The sequence below is a fragment of the Thermus sp. 2.9 genome, assembly GCF_000794385.1.
Taxonomy (GTDB): domain Bacteria; phylum Deinococcota; class Deinococci; order Deinococcales; family Thermaceae; genus Thermus; species Thermus thalpophilus.
This window is the reverse complement of sequence record NZ_JTJB01000003.1, coordinates 150358-176078: the sequence shown is the minus strand read 5'-3', so window position 1 is coordinate 176078 and position 25721 is coordinate 150358. Positions and strand designations below refer to the sequence as shown.

At 67.5% G+C, this 25721-nt stretch carries 23 protein-coding genes; 12 read left to right on the top strand and 11 right to left on the bottom strand.

Annotated elements, in window-relative coordinates:
- Positions 1 to 4: 4 nt before the first annotated feature.
- Genes QT17_RS02455 through QT17_RS02420 form a run of 8 tightly spaced genes read right to left on the bottom strand, consistent with a single transcriptional unit; the run spans position 5 to position 6188 of the window.
- Entirely contained in the window at positions 5 to 1060 is a 1056-nt protein-coding gene (locus tag QT17_RS02455; protein WP_039455855.1) for a spermidine/putrescine ABC transporter substrate-binding protein, read from the bottom strand.
- Positions 1057 to 1836 carry an ABC transporter permease gene (locus QT17_RS02450; protein WP_039455853.1) on the bottom strand — a complete coding sequence of 260 codons (780 nt, stop codon included), beginning with the start codon at positions 1834 to 1836 and terminating at the stop codon, positions 1057 to 1059. Before QT17_RS02450 ends, QT17_RS02455 begins: the two co-directional genes overlap by 4 nt.
- Positions 1833 to 2693, bottom strand: coding sequence for an ABC transporter permease (locus QT17_RS02445; RefSeq protein ID WP_039455852.1), 861 nt, complete (start codon positions 2691 to 2693; stop codon positions 1833 to 1835). The genes QT17_RS02450 and QT17_RS02445 overlap by 4 nt, the downstream gene beginning before the upstream one ends.
- On the bottom strand, positions 2686 to 3753 hold the full coding sequence (locus QT17_RS02440; RefSeq protein WP_039455850.1) for an ABC transporter ATP-binding protein: 1068 nt from the start codon (positions 3751 to 3753) through the stop codon (positions 2686 to 2688). The genes QT17_RS02445 and QT17_RS02440 overlap by 8 nt, the downstream gene beginning before the upstream one ends.
- Positions 3754 to 3771: 18 nt before the next feature.
- A complete protein-coding gene (gene rodA, locus QT17_RS02435; protein WP_039455848.1) occupies positions 3772 to 4851 on the bottom strand; it encodes a rod shape-determining protein RodA in 1080 nt (359 codons plus the stop codon).
- A 7-nt stretch (positions 4852 to 4858) separates the two neighbouring features.
- Positions 4859 to 5080, bottom strand: coding sequence for a cell division topological specificity factor MinE (gene minE / locus QT17_RS02430; protein ID WP_039455846.1), 222 nt, complete (start codon positions 5078 to 5080; stop codon positions 4859 to 4861).
- Positions 5080 to 5883 (bottom strand): septum site-determining protein MinD, encoded by an 804-nt coding sequence (gene minD / locus QT17_RS02425; protein ID WP_039455845.1) that lies wholly within the window; start codon positions 5881 to 5883, stop codon positions 5080 to 5082. Before minD ends, minE begins: the two co-directional genes overlap by 1 nt.
- Positions 5880 to 6188: a helix-turn-helix domain-containing protein gene (locus tag QT17_RS02420; protein ID WP_039455843.1), complete on the bottom strand. Its 309-nt coding sequence runs from the start codon at positions 6186 to 6188 to the stop codon at positions 5880 to 5882. The genes minD and QT17_RS02420 overlap by 4 nt, the downstream gene beginning before the upstream one ends.
- Before the next feature lie 73 nt (positions 6189 to 6261).
- Here QT17_RS02420 and QT17_RS13950 point away from each other — a divergent pair, with 73 nt between their 5' ends.
- The 3 genes from QT17_RS13950 to QT17_RS02410 are packed head-to-tail and all read left to right on the top strand — an operon-like array spanning position 6262 to position 8338.
- Complete coding sequence (locus QT17_RS13950) at positions 6262 to 6399, top strand: hypothetical protein (protein WP_152607313.1); 138 nt, start codon at positions 6262 to 6264, stop codon at positions 6397 to 6399.
- Positions 6400 to 6408: 9 nt separating this feature from the next.
- Complete coding sequence (locus tag QT17_RS02415) at positions 6409 to 7953, top strand: methylmalonyl-CoA mutase (RefSeq protein ID WP_039455841.1); 1545 nt, start codon at positions 6409 to 6411, stop codon at positions 7951 to 7953.
- A 4-nt stretch (positions 7954 to 7957) separates the two neighbouring features.
- Entirely contained in the window at positions 7958 to 8338 is a 381-nt protein-coding gene (locus QT17_RS02410; RefSeq protein WP_039455838.1) for a nuclear transport factor 2 family protein, read from the top strand.
- Positions 8339 to 8362: 24 nt separating this feature from the next.
- On the opposite strand, the gene acs (QT17_RS02405) is transcribed toward QT17_RS02410, so the two are convergent.
- Positions 8363 to 10309 (bottom strand): acetate--CoA ligase, encoded by a 1947-nt coding sequence (acs, locus tag QT17_RS02405; protein WP_039455836.1) that lies wholly within the window; start codon positions 10307 to 10309, stop codon positions 8363 to 8365.
- 128 nt (positions 10310 to 10437) lie between these two features.
- Between acs (QT17_RS02405) and QT17_RS02400 the strand changes: the two genes are divergently transcribed.
- The 9 genes from QT17_RS02400 to QT17_RS02365 all read left to right on the top strand — a co-directional run bounded on the left by QT17_RS02400 (position 10438) and on the right by QT17_RS02365 (position 23608).
- Positions 10438 to 12969: an AMP-binding protein gene (locus QT17_RS02400; RefSeq protein ID WP_039456219.1), complete on the top strand. Its 2532-nt coding sequence runs from the start codon at positions 10438 to 10440 to the stop codon at positions 12967 to 12969.
- Positions 12947 to 14830, top strand: coding sequence for an acetate--CoA ligase (acs, locus tag QT17_RS02395; RefSeq protein ID WP_039455834.1), 1884 nt, complete (start codon positions 12947 to 12949; stop codon positions 14828 to 14830). The genes QT17_RS02400 and acs (QT17_RS02395) overlap by 23 nt, the downstream gene beginning before the upstream one ends.
- 246 nt (positions 14831 to 15076) lie before the next feature.
- Positions 15077 to 15352, top strand: coding sequence for a DUF485 domain-containing protein (locus tag QT17_RS02390; RefSeq protein ID WP_039455832.1), 276 nt, complete (start codon positions 15077 to 15079; stop codon positions 15350 to 15352).
- Positions 15349 to 16884 carry a sodium/solute symporter gene (locus QT17_RS02385; protein WP_039455830.1) on the top strand — a complete coding sequence of 512 codons (1536 nt, stop codon included), beginning with the start codon at positions 15349 to 15351 and terminating at the stop codon, positions 16882 to 16884. Before QT17_RS02390 ends, QT17_RS02385 begins: the two co-directional genes overlap by 4 nt.
- Before the next feature lie 105 nt (positions 16885 to 16989).
- Complete coding sequence (locus tag QT17_RS02380; RefSeq protein ID WP_039455828.1) at positions 16990 to 18738, top strand: putative nucleotidyltransferase substrate binding domain-containing protein; 1749 nt, start codon at positions 16990 to 16992, stop codon at positions 18736 to 18738.
- The gene (locus tag QT17_RS13945; RefSeq protein WP_200883374.1) at positions 18735 to 18911 is read left to right on the top strand and encodes a hypothetical protein; all 177 of its coding nucleotides are present in this window, start codon (positions 18735 to 18737) and stop codon (positions 18909 to 18911) included. Before QT17_RS02380 ends, QT17_RS13945 begins: the two co-directional genes overlap by 4 nt.
- Positions 18908 to 21400 (top strand): ATP-binding protein, encoded by a 2493-nt coding sequence (locus QT17_RS02375; RefSeq protein WP_039455826.1) that lies wholly within the window; start codon positions 18908 to 18910, stop codon positions 21398 to 21400. Before QT17_RS13945 ends, QT17_RS02375 begins: the two co-directional genes overlap by 4 nt.
- The gene (locus tag QT17_RS02370) at positions 21378 to 21737 is read left to right on the top strand and encodes a response regulator transcription factor (protein WP_039455824.1); all 360 of its coding nucleotides are present in this window, start codon (positions 21378 to 21380) and stop codon (positions 21735 to 21737) included. Before QT17_RS02375 ends, QT17_RS02370 begins: the two co-directional genes overlap by 23 nt.
- On the top strand, positions 21734 to 23608 hold the full coding sequence (locus QT17_RS02365) for a 3'-5' exonuclease (protein WP_039455821.1): 1875 nt from the start codon (positions 21734 to 21736) through the stop codon (positions 23606 to 23608). Before QT17_RS02370 ends, QT17_RS02365 begins: the two co-directional genes overlap by 4 nt.
- Here QT17_RS02365 and purD read toward each other — a convergent pair.
- Together purD and purN are read right to left on the bottom strand one after the other, a co-directional pair.
- Entirely contained in the window at positions 23598 to 24851 is a 1254-nt protein-coding gene (gene purD, locus QT17_RS02360) for a phosphoribosylamine--glycine ligase (protein WP_039455820.1), read from the bottom strand. The two genes, QT17_RS02365 and purD, sit on opposite strands and share 11 nt — an antisense overlap.
- Entirely contained in the window at positions 24848 to 25720 is an 873-nt protein-coding gene (purN, locus tag QT17_RS02355; RefSeq protein ID WP_039455818.1) for a phosphoribosylglycinamide formyltransferase, read from the bottom strand. The genes purD and purN overlap by 4 nt, the downstream gene beginning before the upstream one ends.
- Between the last annotated feature and the right edge of the window lies 1 nt (position 25721).

The following is a 25721-nucleotide window of genomic DNA, read 5'->3' as shown; positions in this document are numbered from 1 at the left end:
GCCTTTAGCGAGCCTTCACCTCGGTCCAGACCCGGTCAAAAAGGGCAATCTCCGGCCCCAGGTCCTTGAGGTACTCCAGCTTGGCCCGCACCTCCTCAGGGGGGAAGACCACCGGGTCTTGGCGCATCTCCTGGGGCAGGAGGGGAATGGCGGCGGCCACCGGGGTGGCGTAGCGGGTGTACTTAGCCAAGGCGGCGGCGTTTTCCGGGGCCAAGAGGAAGTCTATGAAGCGGTAGGCCAGCTCCTGGGCCGGGCCCCGCTTCAGGACCACCATGGCGTCGGTCCAAAGGGTTCCCCCCTCCTTGGGGATGGCGTAGCGCAGGCGCTCGTCCTCTTGGCGGGCCTGGAGGACGTCCCCCGAGTAGGCCAGGCTTAAGGCGGCGTCCCCCGCCAGGATGCGGTTTAGCGCCTCTACACCCCCGGCGAAGCCCACGGAGCGTCCCTTGGCGGCGATCAAAAGCTCCTTGGCCTTCTCCAAGGCCGCGGGGTCGGTGGTGTTCACCGAGTAGCCCAGATACTTCAGTGCCGCCCCAATGGTCTCCCGCATCTCGTCCAGGAGAAGGAAAGGCCCCACCTGGCGCCCCGGGTCAAAGAACACGGCGTAGGAGTCCACCGGACCCCTCACCAGGTCCTCCCGGTAGGCAAGCCCCGTGGTGCCCCAAAGGTAGGGGACGGAGTACTGGAGGCCCGGGTCATAGGGGGGATTTTGGAAGAATGGGTCCAGGTTTTTAAGATTGGCGAGCTTCCCCTTGTCCAAGGGGGCGAGGAGGCCCTCGCGGGCCATCTGCAGCACGTAGTAGTCGGGGGCCACCACCAAGGAGAACTCCTGGTCCGCCCCCGCCTTCAGCTTGGCCAACATCGCCTCGGGGGACTCAAAGGTGTCCAGGACCACCTTGGCCCCCGTTTCCGCCTCAAACTTCTTAACCAGCTCCTCGGGGATGTAGTCCGCCCAGTTGAGGAAGTAGAGGGTACCCGCCCCCCGGGCCGGCTTGGGCCGCAAGAGGAAAACCCCGAGGAGGACCAAAGCTGCCAGCAACAGGAGAAAAATCCCTCGCCTCATACCCGCCTCCGGGAAAGAGCATACCCCAAAGCCAGAAAACACGCCGAAAGCCCCACGATGAGGGTGGAAAGGGCGTGGACCTTAGGGCTTACCCCAAGCTTGACGCTGGAGTAAATGTAAAGGGGCAAGGTGGTGGCCCCAGGGCCGGCGGTGAAGAAGGTGACCACGAAGTCGTCTAAGGAAAGGGTGAGGGCGAGGAGCGCCCCCGCCGCCACCCCCGGCCAGGCCAAGGGCAAGGTGACGTGGAGAAAGGTTTGGAACCCCCTGGCCCCCAGGTCCCGGGCCGCCTCCTCCAAAGCGGGGTCCAAAAGGAGGAGCCGGGAGCGCACCACCAAGGTGACGAAGGCGAGCTGGAAGGTGATGTGGCCCAGGATCACGGTGAAGAGGGAAAGCCGGGGAAAACCGAAAAGTTCCCGGGAAAAGGCGAAAAGGAGCAGGAGGGAAATCCCCATGACCACGTCGGGCACCACCACGGGGATGTAAAGGAGGTAGCGCAAAAGCTCCTTACCCAGGAAGCGGTAGCGCACCATGCCCAAGGCGAGGAGCGTGCCTAGAACCGTGGAGACCAGGGTGGACACCAGGGCCACCACCAGGGTGTTCAGGAAGTACTCCAGCACCCGCGGGTCTTGGAACAGGGCCCGGTACCAGTCCAGGGTGAAGCCGCTGAAGCGCACCCCCCGGCGGCTTTCGTTGAAGGAAAGGGCCACGATGACCAGGATGGGCACATAGAGGAAGAGGTACACCAAGAGGGCGTGGAGGGAGAGTAGCCGCCTCATACCAGCTCCTCGAGCCCCCTTTCCCCCTGTAGGCGGGCGTAGAGGTAAAGGCTCAAGAGGACGAAGCCCATGAGGAAGACGCTCAATGCCGCCCCGAAGGCCCAGTCCCGGGTGACGCCGAACTGCTGCTGGATGAGGTTGCCGATGAGGACCACCCGCCCCGCCCCCAAAAGGTCCGCCACCACAAAGGTTCCCATGGCGGGGATGAAGACGAGGACGCTTCCCGCAAAGAGCCCCGGGTAGGTCTGGGGGAGCACCGCGTGCAAGAAGGCGCGGAAGGGCCTCGCCCCCAGGTCGTAGGCCGCCTCCAAAAGCTGCCAGTCCAGCCTTTCCACGCTGGCGTACACCGGAAGGACAAAGAAGGGCAGGAAGGTGTAGACCGTGGTCAAAAGCACGGCGCCGAAGGAGGGGTAGAAGGCGAAAGGACCAAGGCCAAAAGCCCCCAAAAGGGCGTTCACCAGCCCTTCCCTCTGGAGCAACACCAGCCAGGCGTAGACCCGGATGAGGAAGTTGGTGAGGAAGGGAAGAAGGAGCAAAAAGAGGAGGAGGTCCCGCTTGGGATGGCGGGCGATGTAAAAGGCTAAGGGGTAGCCCAGGAGGGCGGAAAGGAGGGTGGCCCAGACGCCCACCAAGAGGCTTTCGGTGAAGGCCTCGAGGTAGACGGGCTGTAGGGCCCGGGCGTAGTTGTGAAGCCCCAAGGGCAGGCCGAGCTCGCCATAAGGCCCCCGGGAGAGGAGGGAGGCCAGGAGGACCAAAAGGGAAGGGAGGAGCACGAAGAGAAAAAGCCAAAGCCCCCCCGGCCCCACGGTGACCAGGACCCGCAAGAAGCGCTGCGCAGGGGTCGCCGCCTCATTCATGGACCACCACCAGGTTCTCCGGGGGGAGGTAGCAGTAAACCTCCTCCCCATAGCCGAACTCCTCCGCCCCAGGCTCCTGCAGGTCCTGGTTGAGGGTGTAGGCGAGGAGCCGCACTTCCCCCGCCCTGAGGTAGTACTGGTTCTCCGCCCCCGTGTAGACGATCTCCTCCACCGCCGCCCGCACCAGGTTCTCCCGGGCCGGGGCCCCGTTTTGCGCCGGGTAAAGGCGGATCTTTTCCGGGCGGATGGCCAAGAGGGCCTCCTTCTGCAAAGGCTCCCTTAGACGCAAGGGCCCCAAGGGGGTTTCCGCCCCCAAGGGGTGGGGCTTGGCGGCAAGGAAGTTGGAGCGACCCAGGAACTCCGCCACAAAGCGGCTTTTGGGCCTTTCGTACACCTCGTCGGGAAGCCCCTCCTGCACGATGCGCCCCGCGCGCATCACGGCGATGCGGTCGGACATGACCAAGGCCTCCTCCTGGTCGTGGGTGACGAAGATAAAGGTGGTGCCAAGCCGCCTCTGGAGCTGCATGAGCTCCACCCGAAGCTCCTGACGCAGCCGGGCGTCCAAGGCGGAAAGGGGCTCGTCCAAAAGGAGGACCAGGGGCTCTAAAACCAGGGCCCGGGCCAGGGCCACCCGCTGCTTCTGCCCCCCAGAGAGCTCCCGGGGATAGCGCTTCTCCAAGCCCAAAAGGTCCACGAGCTCCAAGGCCCAGGCCACCTTCCGCTTCACCTCGGCCTGGGGCAAGCCCTTCATCCGGAGACCGAAGGCCACGTTCCCCTCCACGGTCATGTGGGGGAAAAGGGCGTAGTTCTGGAACACGGTGTTCACCGGGCGAGCGTAGGGAGGGACCCCCGCCATGTCCTTGCCGGCGATCTCCACCCGCCCGGTGTCCGGCGTGTCAAAGCCGGCCAGGATCCGCAACAAGGTGGTCTTGCCGCACCCGGAAGGCCCCAGGAGGCTGAAAAACTCTCCCCTTTTCACCTCCAGGTCCACCCCATCCAAGGCCACCACCCCACCGAAGGCCTTGCGCACCCCGGCCACGCGCACCAGCACCTCCGCCACGGGGCCCAGTTTAGCAGGCTAGGGCGCCGCCCGGTCCCGGTGGACCAAGAGGACCAAGCCTAAGGAAAACAGGGTGGCCATGAGGCTAGAACCCCCGTAGGAAAAAAGGGGCAGGGTAAGCCCGGTGACGGGCATCACCCCCAAGGCCACCCCCAGGTTCACCACCACCTGAAAGCCCAGTATCCCCCCCACGCCGGCGATAAAAAGGCGGTCCGCCATCCGGGAACACTCCAGGGCCAGGCCCAGGAGGCGAAGGAGCAAGAGGGCGTAAAGGCCGAGGAGGGCCACCGCCCCCACGAACCCCCACTCCTCCGCCCAGACGGCGAAGACGAAGTCCGTGTGGCGGAAGGGGACGAAGCCCAGTTGCGTCTGGGTTCCCTGCCCGTACCCCTTGCCGAAAAGCCCCCCGGAACCGATGGCGATGGTGGACTGGATCACCTGGAAGCCCTGGCCCAAGGGGTCGCGGTAGGGGTCCAAGACGATGAGGACCCGCTCCCGCTGGTACGGCTTGAGGTTGGGCCAGACCACGGTGGGCACCAGGAGGACCAAGGCCAAGACCCCCACCAGAAGATGCTTCCAGGGAAGCCCCCGCACGAAGAGCACGGTGAAGGCGCCGAAGAGGACCACCAGGGTGCCCCCGAGGTCGGGCTGGAGGAGGAGAAGCGCCGCCACCGGGGCCGTGAGGAGACCCGGGGGCACGTAGTCCCAAACCCGGCGGATGGGCCTTTCCGCGAGGAACTGGGCCAGGGCCAGAACCAGGCCCACCTTGGCGAGCTCCAAGGGCTGGAACTGCAAGGGCCCCAGGACAAACCAGGCCTTGGCCCCGTTGATCTCCCGCCCCACCAAAAGCACCGCCACCAAGAGGACCAGGGAGAGGGCGTAAAGGGGGTAGGCCCAGGCGAAGAGGAGCCTGCGGGAGAGAAACTGGATCGCCACGGCAAGCCCCAAGCCCAAGGCCAGGGCCAAGGCCTGCCTGGGGATGAGGGCGGGGTCCGGGGTGGCGCTTTTCAGATTGACGAGCCCCAAGGCGGCCAAGGCCAAGGCCAGGAGGGCTAGGCCCCAGTCGTAGGCGAGGAGGTTAGGCCGTCTGAGGACCATGCCGCCCTTAACGCAAGGGGATGTCCGCCACCAGCACCACCTTTTCCCCCCGCTCCTCCAGGGCCACCTGGAGCCCTTCTTCCTGGGCGGGGAAGTAGCGGCGGAGGACCTCCAAAAGGTCTTTTTTTAGGCTTTCCACCAATCCCGGGGAAAGCTTGGCCCGGTCGTAGGCCAAGACCAGCTTGAGCCTTTCCTTGGCCTTGTCCTTGCTCCTTTTGCGCCACCACATCACCGACCCCCGAAGAGCTTGCGGATGACCCCCAAGAAGCCCTGGGCTTCCTCCAGGTGGCGGAAGGGCACCTCCTCGCCCCGCATGCGCCGGGCGGTGTCCAAGAAGGCTTGGGCGGCGGGGCTCGCCCCTTTCAGGACCAAGGGCTCCCCCTGGTTGGTGGAAACGATGACCTGCTCGTCCTCGGGGATGATGCCGATGGGCCTTAGGCCCAGGATCTCCACCACGTCCTCCACGGAGAGCATATCCCCCCGGCTCACCATCTTGGGCCGCAGGCGGTTGATGACGAGGTAGTTCTCCCGGATCTCCCGGGCCTCCAAGAGGCCGATAATGCGGTCGGCGTCCCTTACGCTACTCACCTCCGGATTCACCACCACCAAGGCCCCTTCCGCCGGGGTGGCGGCGGTCTGGAAGCCCTTCTCAATGCCGGCGGGGGAGTCAATCAGCACCCGGTCAAACCCCTCCTCGGTGAGGAGAAACTGGACGAGCTCCTTGAACTTGGCGGGGTCCAGGGCCTCCTTGTCCTTGGTCTGGGAGGCGGGGAGGAGGTAGAGGTTTTCCACCCGCTTGTCCCGAATGAGGGCTTGCCGAGGCTTGGCCCGTCCCTCCAGAACGTCAATGAGGTCAAAGACCACCCGCCCCTCGAGGCCCATGACCACGTCCAGGTTGCGGAGGCCCACGTCCACGTCCACCACCGCCACCTTCTCCCCCAGCTTGGCCAAGGCCGCACCCAGGTTGGCGGTGGTGGTGGTCTTCCCCACCCCGCCCTTGCCGGAAGTCACCACGATGGCTTTCGCTTTCACCGTACCTCCTCCTGCTTGGCCTCCAATACCTCCTCCAATCCGCGCAGGAAATCCAAAACCCGCTTGCCCCGCGGGGTCAAGGTGTATTCTACCCGGGGCGGCACCTCGGGGTAGGCCCGCCGCTCCACGAAGCCCAAAAGGTGGAACTCCCGAAGCCTTTCCGCCAGGGTCCTGGGGGAAAGGACGAGGAGGCTTTCCAGGTCGGAAAAGCGGGAGGCCCCCCGGCTCAAGGCGAAGAGCACTTCCGGCGCTCCCCGCCTGGCCAGGACCTTGAGCACCTTGCGGGCGTTTTTGGATAGGGCCATGGGCTAATGCTATCAAAGGAGGAGGTAGCTAGGAAGCGGGGAAGCGAGGCGGGGAAAGGGGTATGCTAAGGGGGTGCGGGAAGAGCCCAAGCCCGACTGGAAGGACTTCTTAGCCCTGGTCCTCGCCGCCTACAGCCTCCTCTTGCCGCCCCTCCTCCTCGTCTTGGGGGTTCTTTTCCTCCTCCTTCTCTTGCTCCGCCTTTTCCTGTAAAACTAGGCTATGGAAGGCCTCTTTGAGTCCCTGCCGGAGGGCTACCGGGAAAGGCTAGGGCGGCCAGGGGAGTACCCCTTCACCCGGGGCATCTACCCCCGCATGTACCTGGACCGGCTCTGGACCATGCGCCAGTACGCCGGCTTCTCCACCGCCGAGGAGTCCAACGCCCGCTACCGATACCTCCTTTCCCAGGGCCAAACCGGCCTCAGCGTGGCCTTTGACCTGCCCACGCAGCTCGGCCTGGACCCCGACCACCCCATGAGCGTGGGGGAGGTGGGGCGGGTGGGGGTGTCCATCGCCACCCTCGAGGACATGCGCAAGCTCTTTGACGGCATCCCCCTGGACAAGGTCTCCACCAGCATGACCATCAACGCCCCCGCCATGATGCTCCTCGCCCTCTACCTCCTGGTGGCGGAGGAGCAAGGGGTTTCTTGGGACAAGGTCTCGGGCACGGTGCAAAACGACATCCTGAAGGAGTACTTCGCCCGGGGCACCTACATCTATCCCCCTGGCCCCTCCATGCGCCTCGTGACCGACATCTTTGAGTTCTGCGCCCGGCACGTGCCCAAGTGGAACACCATCAGCATCTCCGGCTACCACATCCGCGAGGCGGGGGCCACCGCCGCCCAGGAGATCGCCTTCACCCTAGCCGACGGCAAGGCCTACGTGCGGGCGGCCCTGGAGCGGGGCCTGGACGTGGACGCCTTCGCCCCCAGGCTTTCCTTCTTCTTCGCCGCCCACGGGGATATCTTTGAAGAGGCGGCCAAGTTCCGCGCGGCCAGGCGGCTTTGGGCCCGGATCATGCGGGAGGAGTTCGGGGCCAAGGACCCCAAAAGCTGGATGCTCCGCTTCCACACCCAGACGGGGGGCTCCACCCTCACCGCCCAAGAGCCCTTGAACAACGTGGTGCGCACCGCCTACCAAGCCCTGGCCGCCGTGCTCGGGGGCACGCAAAGCCTCCACACCAACGCCTACGATGAGGCCTTGGGCCTGCCCACGGAAAAAAGCGCCCTTCTCGCCCTGCGCACGCAGCAGATCCTGGCCTATGAAAGCGGGGTCACCAAGGCCATTGACCCCTTGGGGGGAAGCTTCTACGTGGAGCACCTCACGGACCAGTTGGAAAAGGAGGCGGAAAGGCTCATCGCCGAGATAGACGCCCTGGGCGGGGCGGTGGCCGCGGTGGAGGCGGGCTACTTCCAGCGGGCCATAGAGGAGTCCGCCTGGCAGTTCCAGAAGGAGGTGGAGGAGGGCAAGCGGATCCTCGTGGGGGTGAACCGCTTCTTTGACCCCAACAGCCCCCTAAACGAGCCCGTGCCCGTGCAGCGCATTGACCCCGAGCTCCACGAGAGGAGGAAGCGGGAGCTTGCCGCCTTCAGGGCCAACCGGGATGGGGAAAGCGTCCGGGTGGGCCTAGAGCGCCTGCGCCAGGCGGCGCGGGGCCAGGAAAACCTCTTCCCCTATGTTTTGGAAGCCTTCCGCCGCCGGGCCACCTTGGGGGAGGTCTGCGGGGTTTTGCGGGAGGAGTGGGGGGAGTACCAGCCGGGGAGGTAAAGCCGTGGAAGGGGAGCTTTGGGCCTTCTTGGAGCGCCACCTGAGGAGCATCTACGAGGGGGACTACACGACTTACGCCGCCACCACCCACGAGGAGCTTGCCCTCTATGAGTGGTTCGTCACCCCCCACCGCCTGGACGGCCTGGACTTCCACCGCTTCATGGTGGAGAAGAACTGGGCCACCAGGGGTAGGCCCTACCGCATTGACCTCTTGGAGCGCCGGCTCCAGCGCTACGGGGAGGTGGCCATCTTCAGCTACACCCTCCTCCTCACCGTGGAGGAGGAAGGGGGGCTGAGGCACCGGGCGGTGAACGAAAGCCGGGTGGCGGTGCGCTTCCCCGAGGGGTGGAAGGTGGTCCACGTGCACAAAAGCCCGGCGGGCTAGCCCGCCGGGCCAAAGGACGGGGCCTTAGGCCCCTTCCTTGAGCTTCTCCACCACGGAGCGGTCCTCGAGGGTGGAGGTGTCCCCCTTGATCTCCTTCTCCCCGGCGGCGATCTGCCGCAGGAGGCGGCGCATGATCTTGCCGGAGCGGGTCTTGGGCAAGGCGTCGGTGAAGCGCACCTCGTCGGGGCGGGCGATGGGGCCGATCACCTTGGCCACGTGGGCCTTGAGCTCCTCCTTAAGGGCATCGGAAGGCGCGAAGCCCTCCTTCAGGGTCACGAAGGCCACGATGGCCTCCCCCTTCATGGGGTCGGGCCGGCCCACCACCGCCGCCTCCGCCACCGCCGGGTGGGAGACCAGGGCGGACTCAATCTCCATGGTGCCCAGGCGGTGGCCCGCCACGTTCAGGACGTCATCCACCCGGCCCTGGATCAGGTAGTAGCCGTCCCTGTCCCGCCGGGCCCCATCCCCGGTGAAGTAGACCCCGGGATGCTGGCTGAAGTACTGCTGCAGGAAGCGCTCCGGGTCGCCCCAGACGGTGCGGAGCATGCTGGGCCAGGGTCTGGTGATGCAGAGGTGGCCGCCCTCATCGGGGTTCTCCACGGGGCGGTGCTCGCTGTCCAGGATCTCCGGCTTCACCCCGAAGAAGGGCTTGCCGGCGTGCCCCGGCTTCATGGCATGGGCCCCGGGCAGGGTGGTGATCATGATGCCGCCCGTTTCCGTCTGCCACCAGGTGTCCACGATGGGGCAGCGCCCTTTGCCGATCACGTGGTAGTACCAAAGCCACGCCTCGGGGTTGATGGGCTCGCCCACGGTGCCCAGAAGCCTCAGGGTTTCCAAGCGGTGCTTGGCGGGCCACCCCTCCCCCCACTTCATGAAGGCGCGGATGGCGGTGGGGGCGGTGTAGAAGATGGTCACCCCGTACTTGTCCACAATCTGCCAGAAGCGGTCGGGCTCCGGCCAGTTGGGAGCCCCCTCGTACATCACCGTGGTGGCCCCGTTCAGAAGGGGCCCGTAGACCACGTAGGAGTGGCCCGTGATCCAGCCCACGTCGGCGGTGCACCAGTAGACGTCCTCATCCTTGAGGTCAAAGACCAGCTTGGTGGTGTAGTAGACGTAGGTCATGTAGCCGCCCGTGGTGTGCAGGACCCCCTTGGGCTTACCCGTGGAGCCCGAGGTGTAAAGGATAAAAAGGGGCTCCTCCGCCTCCATGGGTTCCGGGTCCAGGCGGTCGGGGGCCGCCTCCATGAGCTCGTGCCACCAGTGGTCCCGGCCCGGGGTCCAGGGCACCTCCTCCCCGGTGCGGCGCACCACCACCACGTGCTCCACGCTGGGGGTTTCCTTGAGGGCCTCGTCGGCGTTCTGCTTCAGGGGGACGATGCCGCCCCGGCGGTAGCCGCCGTCGGCGGTGATGAGGACCTTGGCCTGGGCATCCTTGATGCGGTCGGCCAAGGCCCCTGAGGAAAAGCCCCCGAAGACCACGGAGTGCACCGCCCCAATGCGGGTGCAGGCCAGCATGGCGATGGCCGCCTCGGGAACCATGGGGAGGTAGATGGTGACCCTATCGCCCTTCTTCACCCCGAGCCGCTTTAGGACGTTGGCGAACTTCTGCACCTCCCGCCAAAGGTCGTGGTAGGTGAGGACCCGCTCCTCCCCCGGCTCCCCTTCCCAGATGATGGCCGCCTTGTTTTTGCGCCAGGTCTTCACGTGGCGGTCCAAGGCGTTGTAGGAGAGGTTGGTCTTGCCCCCCACGAACCACTTGGGGTGGGGGAGGTCCCCCTCCAGGACCTTCTGCCAAGGCTCAAACCAGTGGAGCTCCGAGGCCACCCGTCCCCAGAAGCCCTCGGGGTCCCTTAGGCTTTCCTCGTAGAGGCGCGCGTACTCCTCCTCGCTCTTGATGTGGGCCTGCTGGCGGAAGGCCTCGCTCGGGTAAAACACCCGCTCTTCCTTGAGGACGCCTTCAATCCGGTCCATACCTCCTCCTTTGCTCTTGAGGATAGGGAGAACCAAGGGTAGGGTCAAGAAAGGGAGTGTTTTTCACCATTTGCCAAAGCCCCCCTTTCTTGACAGAAGGGGGCTTGCCAAGGGCAAGATGGGAGCAGATGGCCAAGAAGCGAAGCCTTTCCACCGTGCAGGCCGCCTTGCGCATCCTGGCCTACCTGGCGGAGCACCCCGAAGGGGTAGAGGTGAAGGAGGTGGCCCGCCTCCTGGGCAAGAGCCTCTCCACCGCCTACGCCCTCCTGAATAGCCTGGTGGAGGAAGGCTTTGCCGTCAAAGGGGAAAGGGGTTACCGCCTGGGGAGCGCCAAGCCGGTTCCCCTGGAGACCACCCCCTTGGAGGAGGCCCTGGAAGAGCTTTACCTCCGCACCCGGGAGCGCTGCTACCTGGCCCTCCTCACCCCCCAAGGGGTGAGGCTGAAGACGAGGGGGCGGCAGGGCCAGCCCCACCCCCTGGGGGAAACCCTTCCCGAGGAGGCTCACGCCCTGGCCTTAGGCAAGGTGCTCCTGGCCTTTGGCGCCCTGCCCTTACCCCCCTTGCGCCCCCGCACCCCCTACACCCTCACCGACCCCTTGGCCCTCGAGGAGGAACTCAAGCGGGTGCGGGAGTCGGGCCTGGCGGCGGAGATGGAGGAGTACGCCCTGGGGCTTTCCGCCCTGGCCGCTCCCCTTTTCGGCCCGGGGGGGGAGCTTCTTGGCGCCTTGGGCGTGGTGGTGCCGGCTCGGCGTTTCCCCTTCGCCTTTAGCCGCCTGGCCCGGGCCCTTTCCGAGGTGGCCCAGGTCTCCCCCTACCTCAAGCCCCCCGAGCCCCCAAGCCTGGCCCTGCCCCCGGAGGCGGGCTTCCGGGTGGAGGTGATGGAGCCTCCCGACGAGTTGAAGGAGAAGGCCAACCTACAGGACCTCGCCGCCGCCTACCGAGAAGCCCTCGAGGACCCCGAAGCCTTCTTTGGCGCCTTCGCCCGGGAGTTCTTCTGGGAAAGGCCTTGGGAAAAGGCCTACGACCCCGAGAGCCGCCGCTGGTTCCAAGGGGGGCTCACCAACGCCGCCCTCAACGCCTTGGACCGCCACCTCCCGGAAAAGGCCCAACAGGTGGCCCTCCTCACCCTGGACGGGGAAGGGCGCCTGGAAAAGTGGACCTACCGGGAGCTCCAGGAGCTTTCTGCCCGCCTGGCGGGCCTCCTTTGGGGCCTGGGCGTGCGGCCTGGGGACCGGGTGGCCCTCTATACGCCCACGGGAGCCGAGGCCACCCTAACCCTCTTGGCCCTGGCCCGCATAGGCGCGGTGCACATGGCCTTGCCCGTGGGCCTAGGGCCTGAAGCGCTAAGGGACAGACTTCTCCAAAGCCAGGCCCGGCTCCTTCTCGCCGCCGACGGCTACTACCGCAGGGGCCAGCTCATCCCCTTGCGCCCCGTGGTGGAGGCGGCGGTAGCGGGGCTGGACCTCCCCGTGCTCTGGCACGTGCGGGGAACCACGGAGTTCCTGGAAAGGGCCTCCGAAGGGAGACCGGTGGACCCTGTGCCCGTGCCCGCCCACCACCCCTTGTTCCTCCTCCACACCTCCGGGTCCACGGGGAGGCCCAAGGGCGTGGTCCACGGCCACGGGGGGTACATGGTGGGGGTGGCCTGGGCCCTCCGCTACCTCTTTGACCTAAAGCCGGGGGAGGTCTTCCACACCACCGCCGACCTCTTCTGGGTGGTGGGCCACTCCTTCGGCCTCTACGCCCCCCTTTTCCTGGGGGGCACCAGCCTGCTGGTGGAGGACCGCCCCGACCACCCAAGCCCCGCCGCCTTCTACGAGCGCCTGGCCCGGCTCAAGGTGGATGTCCTCCTCACCTCCCCCACCCTCCTCCGCACCCTCAGGCGCCACGGGGAGGCAAGGCCCACGGGCCTACGGCTGGTGGGGAGCGTGGGGGAGGCCTTGGCCCCGGAGGTGTGGCGGTGGACCCGGGAAAACCTGGCGTGGCCCCTGGACAACTGGTGGCAGACGGAGCTCGGGGCCCCGGCCCTCGCCACCCCCCTCGCCCTCCCCGCCAAGCCCGGCTACGTGGGGGTGCCCCTCCCCGGGGTGGAGGCCCGGGTGGTGGATGAGGGAGGCCAGGTCCTCCCCCCGGGGGCCAAGGGGCACCTGGTCCTCCTCCGGGCGGGCCCCGCCCACATGGTGGACCTCCTGGGGGGGGAAAACCCGTGGCGGGGCGGGCTCTACTGGACCGGGGACCTGGCGGTGATGGACGAGGAGGGGTATTTCCGCATCCTGGGCCGCTCGGAGGAGGTGATCAAGGTGGGGGAGGCCAGGCTCGGCACCGCCGAGGTGGAGGCCGCCGCCCTCACCCACCCCCAGGTGGCGGAGGCGGCGGCGGTGGGGGTGCCGGGGGAAGAGGGGGAGGAGATCGTGGTCTTCGTGGTGCCCAAGCAGGCGGTCCCCGAGGAGCTCAAGCCCCTCCTGGCGGAAAAGCTCAAGGCCCACCTCCTGCGCCACCTGGGCCCGGTGACCCCGCCCCGGGTCCTTTTTGCGGAAAGCCTGCCCCGCACCCGGAGCGGCAAGATCCTGCGGCGGCTTCTTAAGGCGGAACTCTTGGGCTTAGACCCGGGGGACACCTCGGGACTGGAGGAAAGCGATGGCGGTGGAAAAGCTTCTTAAAGCGGAAGAGCGGCTTTGGGCCCCTGAAGCCTTGCGCCGGGCGGCAAACCTCAAGGGCTTCGCCGCGGAGTACCGGCGGAGCCTCGAGGACCCCGAGGGCTTCTGGGGGGAGTGGGCCAAGCGGTTCTACTGGGAAACGCCCTTCCAGAAGGTCCTGGAGTGGGACCTCCCCGAGCACCGCTGGTTCCTGGAAGGCACCACCAACGCCGTCTACAACGCCCTGGAGCGCAACGTGGAGCGGGGCCTCCGGAACAAGGTGGCCCTCCTCTACCTAAGCGAGGACGGGCAGGAGCAAAAGCTCACCTATGGGGAGCTTTTGGACCGGGTGCGCCGCCTGGCCACCGCCCTTAAGCGGCTTGGGGTGGGCAAGGGGGACCGGGTGGTGATCTACATGCCCCTCACCCTGGAAGGCGTGATGGCCATGCTGGCCACCGCCTACCTGGGGGCCATCCACAGCGTGGTCTACGCCGGGCTTGGGGTGGCGGCGCTGAGGGAGCGCATCCTGGATGCAGGGGCCAAGCTCCTCATCGCCGGGGACGTGAGCCACCGAAGGGGGAAGGGGGTGGACCTCCGCTCCATCGTGGAGGAGGCCATCCGGGACCTCCCCCTAAAGGTCATCTGGTTCCAGAGGGCCTACCGGGCGGAGCTTCCCGAAGGCCACCATGACTTCCAGGAACTCCTTTGGAACACCCCCCCGGAGGCCCGGGCGGAGATGGTGGAGGCGGAACACCCCCTCTTCATCCTCTACACCTCGGGCTCCACGGGCAAGCCCAAGGGGGTGGTCCACGTCCACGGGGGCTACATGGTGGGCACCACCTACCACCTGCGCACCTTCTTTGACGTGAAGGACGAGGACGTCTTCTGGGCCAGCAGCGACATCGGCTGGATCGTGGGCCACTCCTACATCGTCTACGCCCCTCTCTTGGAGGGCATCACCTCCGTGCTCCGGGAAGGGGCCCCCGACTACCCCGACCCCGGGGCCTTCTGGCAGGTGGTGGAGCGGTACCGGGTGAACGTGATGTTCACCGCCCCCACGGCGGTGCGGCTTTTCATGAAGTACGGCCCCGAGTGGCCCAAGCGGTACGACCTCTCCTCCTTGCGCCTCCTGGCCGTGGCGGGAGAGCCCCTAAACCCGGAGGCCCTGCGCTGGGCCTATGCGCACCTGGTGGACGGGGGCAAAAGGGGCTTCGTGGCGGACAACTGGTGGCAGACGGAGCTGGGGGGGCCCACCCTGGGCACCCCCCTCACCCTCCCGGCCAAGCCGGGCTTTGCCGGGGTGGCCCTGCCCGGGGTGGAGGCCGCCGTGGTGGACGAGGAGGGGAAGCCCGTGCCCCCAGGGCAGGGGGGGCTTTTGGTGCTCAAGCGGCCCTTCCCCCACATGATGCGCACCGTCTGGGGCAACCACGAGCGCTACCTCCAGTACTGGCGGGAGGTTCCTGGGGGGGTCTACGCCGCCGGGGACGTGGCAAGCCAGGACGAGGAAGGCTACTTCAGCGTCCTGGGCCGGGCGGATGACGTCCTCAACGTGGCCGGCCACCGCATCGGCACCGCGGACGTGGAAAGCGCCTTGGTCTCCCACCCGGCGGTGGCGGAGGCGGCAGTGATCGGGGTGCCCGACCCCCTGAAGGGGGAAGCCATCAAGGCCTTCGTGGTCCTGCGCTCGGGGCAGAGCCCCTCGGAGGCGCTCAAGGAAGGGATCATCCAGCACGTGCGCCGGGAGCTTGGCCCCATCGCCACGCCCAGCGAGGTGGTCTTCCTGGAGAAGCTTCCCAAGACCCGCTCGGGCAAGATCCTGCGGCGGCTTCTGAAGGCGAGGGAGCTGGGGAAAGACCCTGGGGACCTTTCCACCCTCGAGGAGTAACCCCAACACCCGTGAGGGCGAAACCGGGTCCAAGCAAAGGGTCTCCGGGTGGAAAATCACGCCCTTCCTCTTCTCGGAAAGTAAAGGAGAAAACCCACCTTTTGCGCATGACCGAAAAAGCTGGTTTTCTTGACATGCTCCTCACCGAGAAATCATACTGGGCCCCAACCCAAGGGAGTTTAAAGGCCCTGCCCAGCGGAGCAGGTTCCCCTTGGGGTACCGAGAAGGAAAGGGAGGAGGTCAACCATGTCCAAAGACCAGTTGGAGCAGCTCGTTCAGGCAAGATGGCGGATCGCCCTCGCCCTCACAGGGGCCATGCTCGCCATCTATTTGGGGTTTTTCCTCCTTGTCGCTTACGCAAAGGGGGCTATGGGCACGCAAATCGTACCTGGCTTGAGCTGGGGTATTTTCCTTGGCGTCTTGGTGATCCTGACCGCCTGGGTGCTCAACGGGATCTACGTCCGGTGGGCTAACCGTTACTACGACGAGGCCATTCGCCAGCTGAAGGAGGTGCGAGGATGAGCGGAAGCGCGTTGGGACAACCCAACCCCACGGCAATCCTTTTCTTCTTCGTCTTCATCGCACTAACTCTGGGCATCACCTACTGGGCCGCGCGGCGAACGAGGTCTACGGAGGAGTTCTATGCCGCCGGCAGGTCTATCTCTGGTTTTCAGAACGGCCTCGCCCTGGCCGGTGACTACATGTCAGCGGCGAGCTTCCTCGGCATCGCCGGTCTCGTAGCCCTTTCCGGTTTTGACGGCCTCCTCTACTCCATCGGCTTCCTCGTGGGCTGGCCCGTGGTCATGTTCCTCGTGGCCGAGCCCCTGCGAAACCTCGGCAAATACACCTTCGCCGACGTGGTGGCCTACCGCCTCCGGCAAGCTCCGGTGCGCAGCGCCGCAGCGGTGAGCACCTTGGTTGTGGTCACCCTCTACCTCATCGCCCAAATGGTGGGGGCCGGCAACCTGATCAAGCTCCTCTTCGGGCTATCCTACGAGTGGGCGGTGGTGCTCGTAGGGGTGGTGATGCTGGCCTATGTTCTCTTCGGAGGCATGGTGGCCACCACCTGGGTTCAGATCGTCAAGGCCGTACTCCTCTTAAGCGGGGCCTTCCTCCTTGCCCTCCTGGTGCTGGTCCGCTATGGCCTGAACCCTCTTTCGTTGTTCCAAGATGCGGCCGCTAAGTACGGGGAACAAGTCTTGGCTCCTGGAGGGCTCGTTGCCAACCCCATAGACACCCTTTCCCTGGGCTTGGCCCTAATGCTGGGCACCGCAGGCCTACCCCATATCCTCATGCGGTTTTACACGGTTCCCGACGCCAGGGCCGCCAGAACGTCCGTGAGCTGGGCTACCCTTTTCATCGGCTTCTTCTACCTTCTCACCTTCGTCTTGGGGTTCGGCGCCATGACCCTGGTGGGCCGAGACCCCATCCGGGCCATCGACAAGGGGGGCAACATGGCGGCGCCCCTGCTCGCCGAGGCGCTCGGGGGGACAGCCTTTTTAGGGTTCATCAGCGCCGTGGCCTTCGCCACCATTCTAGCGGTGGTGGCAGGCCTTACCCTGTCTGGAGCCGCCGCCCTTTCCCACGACCTTTGGGTGAATGTGGTCCGGCAAGGAAAGGCCCCCGAAAAGGAACAGCTGGCGGTCGCTCGGATCGCCACCTTGCTCTTGGGCATCGTGGCCATCCTCCTGGGCATCGCCTTCAAGGGGCAAAACGTGGCCTTCACGGTGGGGCTAGCCTTCGCCATCGCTGCCAGTGGAAACCTTCCCGCCATCGTCTACTCGGTTTTTTGGCGCAAATTCACAACCGCCGGAGCAGTAGGCGCCATCCTCGTCGGCACTCTCTCCGCGGTCATCCTCATCTACCTCTCCCCCACGGTGCAGGTGGACATCCTTAAGCATGCAAGCCCCATTTTCCCCCTCAAAAACCCGGGCATTGTTTCCATCCCGCTAGGGTTCTTGGCCGGCTACCTCTTTTCCCTTCTGTCCCAAGAAAAGGAGGCGGAGGAACGCTACCGGGAGGTTGAGCGTCGGGTGCACCTGGGAGGGGACTAGGTATCCCGCCTTAGCTCCGGCACCCAAAGCTGGCTCAAGTCTCCTCCAGGACCCCAAGGGGTCCTGGAGGAGGTTGAAGCCAGGCTGGCCATAGGCCTTTGTTTTATGCGTCCGAGGACGATACCCCCGTTACAGGCCCTGCCCAAACCCGTACAAGAGGCTTTCCTAGCCCAAGGGGTAGAGGAGGCCCACCCTCCCGGAACCCGTTTCCTGGAGCAAGGAGGAGTACCTGTCCAGGCGCTCTACCTGGTGCTGGAGGGGGAGGTGGCCCTCCTGGACGGGGAAAGGGAGGTGGGGGTGTTGGGCGCAGGGGAGTTTTTCGGATTCCCTTCCCTCCTTACCGGGGAGCCCCCGGCGTTTAGCGTGGTGGCCAAGACCCCGGTGCGCCTCCTGCGTTTTCCCGAAGCCGCTTTTCGCCGGCTCCTCGCCCACCCCGAGGCCGCCCGCTTCTTCGGGCAGGGCTTGGCGGAGCGGGTGCGGCTTAGGGCCTTGCCCGAACTTTCCCTCTTTGCTCCCGTGGGGCGGCTCGTGCGGCGGGCACCGGTCTTCATCGCACCGGAAGCCCCGGTGCAGGAGGCGGCAAGGAGGATGCGGGAGGAGGGCATCAGCAGCCTCCTGGTGGCCTCCGACCCCCCCGGCATCCTCACCGACCGGGACCTGAGGAACCGGGTCTTGGCGGAGGGCCTTCCCCCCTCTACCCCGGTGGCGGCGGTGATGACCGCCCCCCTCTTCGCCCTGCCCGCGGACACCCCCCTCTACGAGGCGGTGGCGGCCATGGTGGAGCGGGGCATCCACCACCTGCCCCTCACGGAAGGGACGAGGATCGTGGGCCTTTTGACCCACACCGACCTCCTCCTGCACCAGGCGCAAAGCCCCCTTCTCCTCCTGCGGCGGATTGAGCGCCTGGAGCTCACCCGCTACAGCGCCGAGGTGGCCCACCTGGTGGAGGGGCTTTTTCAGAAGGGCCTCGAGGCCCTGGAGATCGGCCGGGTGGTGGCCTCCCTGAACGACGCCCTGATCCGCCGCCTGGTGAAGGAGGGGGAAGCCGCCTTAGGGCCACCCCCCACCCCCTATAGCTTCATGGTCTTCGGCTCGGAAGGCCGCCGGGAGCAGGCCCTCCTCACCGACCAGGACAACGCCCTGGTCCTGGGGGAAGGGGGGCACGAGGCCTACTTCCAGGCCCTGGCGGAGCGGGTGGTGGGGGGGCTTTTGGAGGCGGGGATCCCCGAGTGCAAGGGGGGGTATATGGCCACCCGCTGGCGCATGCCCCTCACGGACTGGATCGCCACCTTCCGCCGCTTCATGGAAACGCCCGAACCCCAGGCCCTCCTGGAGTCCCAGATCTTCTTTGACTTCCGGGGCGCCGCCGGGGAGCTTTCCCTAAAGCCCTTGGAAGAGGCCGTCTTGGAAGGGGCCAAGCGGGGGGTTTTCCTCTACCACCTGGCCCGGGCCAGCCTGGCGTTCCACCCTCCTTTGGGCTTTCTGGGCCGGGTGCGCACGGAGGAGGGCTTCGTGGACCTCAAGCGCTCGGCCCTCGCCCCCATCGTGGCCCTGGCAAGGCTTTACGCCCTCCTGGCGGGAAGCGCCGCCAAGGGCACGGTGGAGCGGCTTAGGGCGGCGGCGGAAGGGGGGACGCTAAGCCGCGAAGGGGCGGAAAGGCTGGAGGAGGCCTTCCGCTTCTTCTTCGGCCTGCGCCTGGCCCACCAGCTCCAGGCCTTCCGCGAGGGGAAGGAGATCGGCAACAAGGTGCTCTGGGCGGCCCTCTCCCCCGGGGAAAGGCGGCGGGCCCTGGAGGGGTTTAGGGCCATCCAGGAGGTGCAGGAGAGCACGGCAAGCCGCTTCAACCTGCGATGAAGGAGAAAGCCTTCGCCCTCTTCCTCCTGGCCCTCTTCCTCTTCACCCTGCCCCTAAGCCTCCTCTTCCGGGGGGTGGAGGGGCCTTGGGGGCTTCCCCCCCTTTACCTCTACCTCTTCGGGGCCTGGGCCTTGGTGGTCCTCTTGGCCTTTCTCCTCTTCCGCCGGCCATGAGCCCTGGGGTGCTTCTCCTCGGCCTTCTCCTCTACCTGGGCCTCCTCTTCCTGGTGGCCCTGTGGGGGGAAAGCCGCCCGAGCTTCACGCAAAGCCCCTGGATCTACGCCCTCTCCCTAGCGGTCTACGCCACCGCCTGGACCTTCCTGGGCAGCGCCGGGCGGGCGGCCACGGAAGGGGCCACCTTCCTCCCCGTCTACCTGGGGGCAACCTTGGTCCTCCTCCTCTGGCCTTGGCTTCACGGAAGGCTCCTCGCCCTGGCCCGGACCCACCGCCTCACCTCCTGGGCGGACTTCCTCCACCTGCGCTATGGCCCAGGTCCCTTGGCCCCCCTGGCGGCGGGGTTTTTGGTGGTGGGGCTTCTGCCCTACCTGGCCCTGCAGCTTAAGGCCATCGCCCAAGCCTTCCTCTTCCTTAGCTGGGAAAAGGCCCCCTTGGCGGACGTAGCCCTCCTCACCGCCCTTCTCCTCGCCCTCTTCGCCATCCTCTTCGGCACCCGCCGCCTGGACCCTTCGGAGCGCCACCCGGGCCTGGTCCTGGCGGTGGCCTTTGAATCCGTGGTGAAGCTCCTCGCCCTCCTCCTGGTGGGGGCCTTGGTCCTCTTAAGCCTCGGGAACCCCTTTCCCCGCGCCCAGGCCGAGCCCCACCTCCACCCCCTCCTCCTCCCCCCTGAGGGGCTTTCCGGGCACCTGGCTTGGGTGAGCCTGGTGGCGCTTTCCGGCCTCGCCTTCCTCCTCCTGCCCCGGCAGTTCCACGTGGCGGTGGTGGAGGGCCAAGACCCCCGCCACCTGCCCCAGGCCGCCTGGGCCTTCCCCCTCTACCTCCTCCTCATCAACCTGCCCATCCTCCCCCTGGCCCTTTGGGGGAGGCTTCTTTTGCCCGGGGAAAACCCCGACCTCTTCGTCCTGGCCCTCCCCCTCCTGGCGGGAAGCCCCCCCGTGGCCTTTTTAGCTTTCCTGGGGGCAGTGTCCGCCGCCACGGCCATGGTGGTGGTGGAGGGGCTTGCCCTCTCCATCCTGCTTTCCAACCACCTCCTCTCCCCCCTCCTCCTGCGCTACCGGGCCCTGGGAAGCCTCCTCCTGTGGCGAAGGCTTGCCATCCTCCTGGTGATGCTTTTGGCCTACCTCTACTTCCGCCTGGCGGGGGAAGCCCACGCCTTGGTGGGCATGGGGCTCATCTCCTTCGTGGCGGTGGCGCAGCTGGCCCCGGCGGCCCTTCTCGGCCTCTACTGGAAGGGGGCCACGGGGACGGGGGCTCTGGCGGGGTTCCTGGCCGGGGTGGGCCTTTGGGCCTACACCCTCTTCCTCCCCACCCTGGCCCGCTCCGGCTTCCTTTCCCCCCTCTTCCTGGAAGGCCCCCACCCCCTCCTCCATCCCGAGGGGCTTTTGGGCCTAAAGGGCCTAGACCCCATCACCCACGGCTTCCTGGTGAGCCTGGGGGTGAACCTGGCCCTCACCCTGGGCGTTTCCCTCTTCACCCGCAAGGACGCTCCCCTAGGGGGGCGCACCGGGGAGGTGGCGGCGCTCGCATCCCTTTTGGAAAGGGTCTTGGGGAAGGAGACGGCGGAGGCCTTCCTCAAGGAGGCCGAAGGCCTTCCCGGCACCGAAGCCGCCCAAAGGGCCGAGGCCTTCCTCTCCTCCGCCCTGGGGCCCGCCACCGCCCGGCTCCTCCTCCTTTCCGTCACGGAGGAAGCCCCAGGGGCGCATCGGCCCCTCCTGGAGGAGGCGGCCCGGGAGTCAAAAGAGGTGCGGGCCTACGCCCAGGCCCTGGAAAGGGCCCAGGCGGAGCTGGCCGAGGCCTACGAGCGGCTAAAGGCCCTGGACCGGGCCAAGGACGAGCTCCTTTGGGCGGTGTCCCACGAGCTCAAGACCCCCCTCACCGCGGTGCGGGCCCTGGCGGAGATCCTGGCCGCCCACCCTGACCTCTCCGAGGAGGAGCGGGGACGCTTCACCGCCCTCTTGGCGAAGGAGGCGGCAAGGCTTTCCCGCCTGGTGGAGGAGGTCCTGCGCTACGCCCGCCTCCAGACGGGCCCCGCCCCAAGGAAGGAGCCCACAGACCTAAAGGCCCTGGCGGAGGAGGCCCTAAGCCTCACCGAGCCCCTGGCCCGGGAGCGGGGGATCAGACTGGAAAGGGCCTTGACCCCCCTTTTCACCCACACCGACCGGGACCGGGTACTCCAGGTGCTCCTTAACCTCCTCACCAACGCCATACGCCACGCCCGAAGCCGGGTGCGCCTGGAGCTTATGCCGAAGGGGCAAGAGGCCCTTTTCCGCGTCTTGGACGACGGCCCCGGGGTGCCCGAGGAGGCGCGGGAGCGGATCTTTGAGCCCTTCCAAAGCCTCTCGGGGGGCATGGGGCTCGGGCTTTACCTGGCGAGGCGCCTGGCCGAGGGCTTGGGCGGGCGGGTCTACCTGGAAGCGGGGGAAGGCGGGGCCTTCGCCTTCACCGTACCCTTGGAGGTGGAAGATGCGGATCCTTCTGGTGGATGACGAGGAGAGCATCCTGGTGCCCCTGGAGTTCCTCCTGCGCAAGGCGGGGTACGAGGTGGCCTTGGCCAAGACGGGAGAGGAAGCCTTGGGGGCGGCGGAGGCGAGCCCCTTTGACCTGGTGGTGCTGGACCTCATGCTCCCCGGTGTGGACGGCTTTGCCGTCCTGGAGCGCCTCAAGGCCCACTCCCATCCCCCAAAGGTCCTGGTCCTCACCGCCCGGGGCCGGGAGGCGGACCGGGCCAAGGCGGAGGCCTTGGGGGCGGAGGGCTTCCTGGGTAAACCCTTCGCCGTAGAGGACCTCCTCGCCCGGGTGCGGGCGCTTTTGGAGGGGACATGAGGGAGATCCTACGCTTCCTGGGCGCTCTCCTTTTGGGCCTCCTCCTGGTGGGGGGAACGGCGGGGGCGGGGCTTTTCCTCCTCCTCCAGGGGGAGGAGGCCCTGGCGCGGGAACTCCTGCGGCTGGCCCGGGAAAAGGCCTTCCTCCTCCTCTTTTTGGCCTTCCTCTTCGCCTTGGTGCTGGCCGCCCTCCTCCACCCCCTTTTCCTGGGGTACCTGGCCGCCACCCGGGCCCTGGGCCAGGAGGCGGAGATCCTCCTGGCCAACCCCGGCCACCGCCTGCGCCTCCGGGGGCCCTTTGAACTCAGGGCCCTGGCGGACCTCATCAACCGCCTGGCGGAGGAGAAGGAAGCCCTGGAAAAGGAGGTGGAGGCCCGCGTGGCGGAGGCCAAGGCCCTTTTAACCCGGGAGCGGGAGGTCTTGGCCACCCTGATCGCCCACCTGCCCCAAGGGGTGGTCCTGGCCAACCCCAAGGGCCAGGTCCTCCTCTACAACCCCCCGGCCCGCCGGCTCTTGGGGGAGGGGCTTGGGGCGGGGAAAAGCCTTTTTGGCCTTCTGGACCGGAGCCTGCTGGCCCACGCCCTGGCCCTGCCCGAGGAGCGCTTCCTCACCCAGGGCCCCAAGGGCCCCTTGCGCCTGCAGGCGGTGCCCCTGGAAGCTGGCTTTTTGCTCCTCTTGGAGGAGGCTCGGGAGGAGGGGGCCCTGGAGGAGGCCACCCTGCACCGCCTCAAGGACAAGCTGGCGGGGCTTAGGGCCCTGGTGGAGGCGGCGGCGCAGGAAGCCCCCCATCCCCTCCTGGCCCAGGCCCGGGCCACGGCGGAGGCCCTTTCCCGCCTGGTGGAAGGCTTGAAGGCGCCGGTGCGGGCGGAGGAGGTGCGGGCGGAGGACCTCCTTGCCCTCTTGGCCGAGGCCCTGGAACGGGAAGCGGGACTTTCCCCGGGGTTTTCCCTGAAGGAAGGGGCCGAGGGGCTTTTGGTGCAGGCGGACACCTACGCCCTCGCCCGGGGCCTCGCCGCCACCCTGGCGGGGGAGGAAGAGGTCTTTTGGGAAGGGGGGCGGCAGGGGAACCTCTTCCGCCTCACCCTCCTCTTCCCCCACCCAGCCCCGAAGCCCCACCCCCTGCTGCAGAAGGCGGTGGAGGCCGCCCAGGGAAGCCTTTGGCGGGAGGATGGCCGGCTTCACCTCCTCCTGCCGGCCCGGGAAGCCCCGAGCCTCCCCGCGCCCCAAGGCCCCCCGCCCCGGGCCGAGGTGGTGGACCCAGCTCTCCTCCTGGTGCCGGAGGCCCTCGAGGACGCCCCCCTGGAGGGCCTCCTCTACACCGCCTTTGACCTGGAAACCACGGGGCTGGACCCGGAAAAGGACGCCATCGTCGCCTTGGGGGCGGTGCACGTCCTGGGACGGCGGGTCCTCCACCAGGAAACCTTTGAGGCCCTGGTGGACCCCGGCCGCCCCATCGCCAAGGCGGCCACGGAGGTGCACGGCCTCACCTGGGAGATGCTGAAGGGCAAGCCCAGGCTGGAGGAGGTCCTCCCCGCCTTCAAGGCCTTCCTGGAAGACACAGTCCTCCTCGCCCACAACGGGGCCTTTGACCTGGCCTTCCTGCGGCGGGTGGGGGTGGGGGAGCCCCCCCTGGTGGACACCCTCCTCCTCGCCCACCTCCTCTTCCCCGACCTCAAGGACCACCGCCTCGAGGCCCTGGCGGAGCGCTTCGGCGTTCCCGTTTTGGGGCGGCACACCGCCCTGGGGGACGCCCTCATGACCGCGGAGGTCTTCATCCGCATGGTCCCCCTCTTGAAGGAAAAGGGCTACACCACCTTGGGGGCGGTGCTTTCCGCCTGCAGGCGGCTTCCCCTGGCCCGCCTCAGGTACTAGCCCGCCGCAGGGCCTTGCGCCCGATGTCCTTGCGGTAAACCGACCCCGGAAAGCCCACCTTGGGGACGAAGGCGTAGGCCCGGCCCAGGGCCTCCTCCAGGTCCTTCCCCAGGCCCACCACGTTCAACACCCTTCCCCCGGCGCTCACGAGCCGCCCCCCCTCCCAGCGGGTGCCCGCGTGGAAGACAAGGACCCCCTCCGGGGGCTCGGGCACGTGGAGGGGAATGCCCTTCTTGGGGGCCTCGGGGTAGCCGGGGGCGGCCAGGACCACGCAGGCGGCGGCCCCCTCCCTCCAGGCGAGGGCGGTGCCCCCAAGCCGCCCCTCCGCCACCTTCAGGGCGAGCTCCACCAGGTCGCTTTCCAAGAGGGGAAGCACCGCCTGCGCCTCGGGGTCGCCGAAGCGGGCGTTGAACTCCAGGACCTTGGGGCCCTCCCGGGTGAGCATGAGCCCGGCGTAGACCACCCCCCGATAGACCACCCCCTCCGCCCGGAGGCCCCGGACGAGGGGCTTGAGGATCTCCTCCTCCACCCGCTTGAGGGTGGCGGGGTCCATGGGGTAAGGGGCCACCGCCCCCATCCCCCCGGTCATGGGGCCCTGGTCCCCATCCAGGAGGCGCTTGTGGTCCTGGGAGGGGATGAGGGGTAGGATGGCCTCCCCGTCGGTGAGGGCCAGGACCGTGGCCTCCTCCCCCTCCAGGTACTCCTCCACCACCACCTCCCCCCCTTCGGGGCCCGAGAGGAGGTTTAAGACGGCCTGCTTGGCCTGGTGTAGGTCAAAGGCCACCGTGACCCCTTTCCCGGCGGCGAGCCCCGAGTCCTTGATCACGATGGGGACCCCCACCGCCTCCAGGTACTCCAGGGCCTCGAGGGCCTCGGTGAAGACGCGGTAGCGGGCGGTGGGGATGCCGTGGCGCTCCATGAAGCCCTTGGCGAAGGCCTTGGAGCCCTCAATCATGGCGGCTTTCTGCGCGGGGCCGAAGACCTTAAGGCCCCGCTCCGAGAAGGCGTCGGCGATCCCCTCCACCAAGGGGGCCTCGGGGCCCACCAGGGTGAGGTCTATCCCCTCGGCCAGGGCCCAGTCCGCCAGGGCCTCCACGTCCCCGTTCCAGGGGACGAGCTCCGCCAAGGCCGCCATCCCGGCGTTGCCGGGGGCGGCGTAGAGCTTCTCCACCAGGGGGCTTTGCGCCGCTTTCCAAAGGAGGGCGTGCTCCCGCCCCCCGCTCCCCACCACCAAAACCTTCATAGAGGGGATTCTACCCGCTTCCAAAGGGCCAGGGCCGCCTCCCCCACCTCGGGCAAGGCGGCGAGTTCCTCCTCCAGGGGCAGGTGGGGCGCGGCGAGGAGGTGGGCGAGGAGAAGGGCTCCCCGCACCCAAGGGTTGCGGGAAGGCCCCAAGGCCTCGGGCCAGAGGTCCTCCCGGCCCCAAAGGGCGAGGGCGGAAAGGGCCCGGGCCCATAGGGCCCGCTCCCCCGGGGTAAGGGCGTAGAGGGCCTCCCTAAGCCCGCCGAAGGCCTCGGGGGGGCGGGCCAGGCCCAGGAGGAGGAGGCGCACCGCCCTGGGGTAAAGCCAGTGCTCCAGGCGCAGGACCCGCGCCTCCACCTCCTCCTCCCGGTCCCCGGGGAGGATGGGCACCCGCCCCTGGAGGACGATGGGCCCGGTGTCCATCCCCTGGTCCACGAAGTGCACCGTGGAGCCCGTTTCCTTTTCCCCCGCCTCCAAAACCCGCCGGTGCACGTGGAGGCCGGGGTAGGCGGGGAGGAGGGAAGGGTGGATGTTGAGGAGGCGGCCGTACCACCTCTCCACGAAGCCCGGGGAAAGGAGGCGCATGAATCCAGCCAGGAGGACCACGTCCACCCCCTTGGCCTCGAGGCGGGCCAAGGCCTCCCCTTCAAAGGCCCGCCGCCCCCGCCAGGGCAGGGCCACCGCCTCCACACCCCCCTCCCTCGCCCGCTTTAGGGCCAGGGCCTCGGGGTTGTCGGAAAGCACCAGCACCACCTCCCCCAAGGGGTTGCCGGGAGGGAAGGCCTGGAGGAGGGCCATCAAGTTCGTCCCCCGGCCCGAGGCCAAGACCGCCATCCGGGCCGGGCGGCCCAGGGGAAAGGGCCAGGCCATC

What these genes read in the sequence shown, in the direction of transcription:
- QT17_RS02420 (WP_039455843.1), bottom strand. Translation starts at nt 6,188, where the DNA reads ATGGCCCTATCCAAAAACGCCCGCAAGGTGCTCAAGGTCCTGGCCAGG.
- QT17_RS02390 (WP_039455832.1), top strand. Translation starts at nt 15,077, where the DNA reads ATGTCCAAAGACCAGTTGGAGCAGCTCGTTCAGGCAAGATGGCGGATC.
- QT17_RS02445 (WP_039455852.1), bottom strand. Translation starts at nt 2,693, where the DNA reads ATGAATGAGGCGGCGACCCCTGCGCAGCGCTTCTTGCGGGTCCTGGTC.
- minE (WP_039455846.1), bottom strand. Translation starts at nt 5,080, where the DNA reads ATGTGGTGGCGCAAAAGGAGCAAGGACAAGGCCAAGGAAAGGCTCAAG.
- QT17_RS02370 (WP_039455824.1), top strand. Translation starts at nt 21,378, where the DNA reads ATGCGGATCCTTCTGGTGGATGACGAGGAGAGCATCCTGGTGCCCCTG.
- QT17_RS02365 (WP_039455821.1), top strand. Translation starts at nt 21,734, where the DNA reads ATGAGGGAGATCCTACGCTTCCTGGGCGCTCTCCTTTTGGGCCTCCTC.
- QT17_RS02385 (WP_039455830.1), top strand. Translation starts at nt 15,349, where the DNA reads ATGAGCGGAAGCGCGTTGGGACAACCCAACCCCACGGCAATCCTTTTC.
- QT17_RS13945 (WP_200883374.1), top strand. Translation starts at nt 18,735, where the DNA reads ATGAAGGAGAAAGCCTTCGCCCTCTTCCTCCTGGCCCTCTTCCTCTTC.
- QT17_RS02450 (WP_039455853.1), bottom strand. Translation starts at nt 1,836, where the DNA reads ATGAGGCGGCTACTCTCCCTCCACGCCCTCTTGGTGTACCTCTTCCTC.
- acs (WP_039455836.1), bottom strand. Translation starts at nt 10,309, where the DNA reads ATGGACCGGATTGAAGGCGTCCTCAAGGAAGAGCGGGTGTTTTACCCG.
- purD (WP_039455820.1), bottom strand. Translation starts at nt 24,851, where the DNA reads ATGAAGGTTTTGGTGGTGGGGAGCGGGGGGCGGGAGCACGCCCTCCTT.
- QT17_RS02380 (WP_039455828.1), top strand. Translation starts at nt 16,990, where the DNA reads ATGCGTCCGAGGACGATACCCCCGTTACAGGCCCTGCCCAAACCCGTA.
- purN (WP_039455818.1), bottom strand. Translation starts at nt 25,720, where the DNA reads ATGGCCTGGCCCTTTCCCCTGGGCCGCCCGGCCCGGATGGCGGTCTTG.
- QT17_RS02375 (WP_039455826.1), top strand. Translation starts at nt 18,908, where the DNA reads ATGAGCCCTGGGGTGCTTCTCCTCGGCCTTCTCCTCTACCTGGGCCTC.
- QT17_RS02415 (WP_039455841.1), top strand. Translation starts at nt 6,409, where the DNA reads ATGGAAGGCCTCTTTGAGTCCCTGCCGGAGGGCTACCGGGAAAGGCTA.
- QT17_RS02455 (WP_039455855.1), bottom strand. Translation starts at nt 1,060, where the DNA reads ATGAGGCGAGGGATTTTTCTCCTGTTGCTGGCAGCTTTGGTCCTCCTC.
- QT17_RS02400 (WP_039456219.1), top strand. Translation starts at nt 10,438, where the DNA reads ATGGCCAAGAAGCGAAGCCTTTCCACCGTGCAGGCCGCCTTGCGCATC.
- rodA (WP_039455848.1), bottom strand. Translation starts at nt 4,851, where the DNA reads ATGGTCCTCAGACGGCCTAACCTCCTCGCCTACGACTGGGGCCTAGCC.
- acs (WP_039455834.1), top strand. Translation starts at nt 12,947, where the DNA reads ATGGCGGTGGAAAAGCTTCTTAAAGCGGAAGAGCGGCTTTGGGCCCCT.